The 2,037-nt window shown below is 73.3% G+C and carries 2 protein-coding genes; one reads left to right on the forward strand and one right to left on the reverse strand.

Annotation, left to right across the window (positions count from 1 at the left end):
• Positions 1-772, reverse strand: a 772-nt coding sequence (nagB, locus tag V7793_RS36885; protein WP_336014042.1) for a glucosamine-6-phosphate deaminase, incomplete at its 3' end; no start/stop codon positions are given.
• A 206-nt stretch (positions 773-978) separates the two neighbouring features.
• Between nagB and V7793_RS36890 the strand changes: the two genes are divergently transcribed.
• On the forward strand, positions 979-2,037 hold a 1,059-nt coding region (locus V7793_RS36890; protein WP_336014043.1), incomplete at its 3' end, for an SIS domain-containing protein.

Below are 2,037 nucleotides of genomic sequence, written 5' to 3' on the forward strand. Positions count from 1 at the left end.
AGGCCGGCTTGGCCGCGTAGGTGGCGCGGAAGTAGTCCGCCAGCTTCAGCTTGGACGCGGCCGCCTCGTCGACAACGACCGTCGCGTGGGGGTGGAGCTGCAGCGCCGAGGCCGGGACCAGCGCCGAGACCGGGCCCTCGACGGACGCCGCCACGGCGTCCGCCTTGCCCTCGCCGGTGGCCAGCAGCACCAGGTGACGGGCCTCCAGGATGGTGCCGATGCCCTGGGTGATGACGTGGTGGGGCACCTGGTCGATGTCGCCGCCGAAGAAGCGCGCGTTGTCGACGCGGGTCTGCTCGGTCAGCGTCTTGATCCGGGTGCGGGAGGCCAGGGAGGAGCACGGCTCGTTGAAGCCGATGTGCCCGTCGGTGCCGATGCCCAGCAGCTGGAGATCCACTCCGCCGGCCGCGGGCAGCGCGCGGTCGTACTCCTCGCAGGCGGCCTGGACGTCCCCGGCGGTGCCGTCGGGGCCCATGAAGGACGCCTCGGTCAGGCCGAGCGGCTCGACGACCTCGCGCAGCACCACCGAGCGGTAGGACTCGGGGTGGTCGGCGGGCAGGCCGACGTACTCGTCGAGCTGGCAGACACGGGCGCGCGAGGCGTCCACCGCACCGGAGCGGACCTTGGCGGACAGGGCCTCGTAAACGGGCAGCGGCGTCGAGCCGGTGGCCACGCCGAGCAGGGCGTCGGGCTTGCGGCGCAGGAGGGCGGCCATGGCCTCCGCGATGAGTTCGCCGCCTGCCTTGGCGTCCGGGACGATGACAACTTCCACGCTGGGGCCTGCCGATCTTAAAGAGTGGAGCGGATCGTGTGTGGTATAGACCAATCTAACAGAGGGATCCGCAAGGGGGAGCCTCCCCGAGCCCGCTTCCGGCTGGCGGGCGCGGCCCGCCCCGTGGTCGACTGAGAGGGCCCCGGCGCCGCGCGGCGGGCCGCCGGACCGCGACCCCGCAGCCCCCGCCCGGGAGGTAACCGGACATGAGCGTCTCGACCCCCGCCCACCACAGCGAGCAGCCGGGCGGGATCATGTCCGGCGAGATGGCGGAGCAGCCGGCCGTCCTGCGCCGCATCCTCGACGAGGGCGCCCCCCTCATCGCGGAGACCGCCCGGCTCATCGCCGCCCGCCGGCCGCGCTTCGTGCTCCTCACCGCCCGCGGCACCTCCGACAACGCCGCCCTCTACGCCAAGTACCTCTTCGAAGTGCAGCTCGGGAAGCCCTGCGGTCTGACCTCAATGTCGACCATCACGACCTACGGCGCCCGGCCCGACCTGACGGACGTGCTCGCCGTGACCGTCAGCCAGTCCGGCGGCTCCCCGGATCTCGTCGCCTCCACCAAGGCCGCCCGCGAGGCCGGGGCGATCACCCTCGCGGTGACCAACAACGCCGACTCCCCGCTCGCCGCCGTATCCGAGCACCACATCGACATCCTGGCCGGCCCCGAGCGCGCCCTGCCCGCCACCAAGACCTACACCGCCTCCCTGCTGACCCTCTACCTCTTCGTCCAGGGACTGCGCCCCGGCGGGGGAGACGGCACGGCCGCTGCCGCCGCGCTGCCGGACCTCGCCCGGCGCATCCTCGACCGCGGCGCCGAGGTCCGGCAGCTCGCCGCCCGCTACCGCTTCGCCGAGCGGATGGTCCTCACCTCCCGCGGCTACGGCTACCCGACCGCCAAGGAGGCGGCGCTGAAGCTGATGGAGACCAGCTACATCCCCGCCCTGTCCTACTCGGGCGCCGATCTGCTGCACGGCCCGCTCGCCATGGTCGACAACATCTCGCCCGTCATCGCCATCGTCACCGAGGGCCGCGGCGGCGCGGCCCTGCAGCCGGTGCTCGAACGGCTGCGCGGCCGGGGCGCGGACCTCATGATCGTCGGCACCGAGGCGGAGGTGGCCCGGGCGACGACCGGATTCGCCCTCCCCACGGCCGGTGTGCCCGAGGAACTGCAGCCCGTCCTCGAGATCCTGCCGCTGCAGATGCTGGCCTACGAGATCACCGTCGCCCGAGGCCAGGACCCGGACGCACCCCGGGCCCTCGCC

It is taken from the genome of Streptomyces sp. KLMMK, from assembly GCF_036961605.1.
Classification (GTDB): domain Bacteria; phylum Actinomycetota; class Actinomycetes; order Streptomycetales; family Streptomycetaceae; genus Streptomyces; species Streptomyces telluris.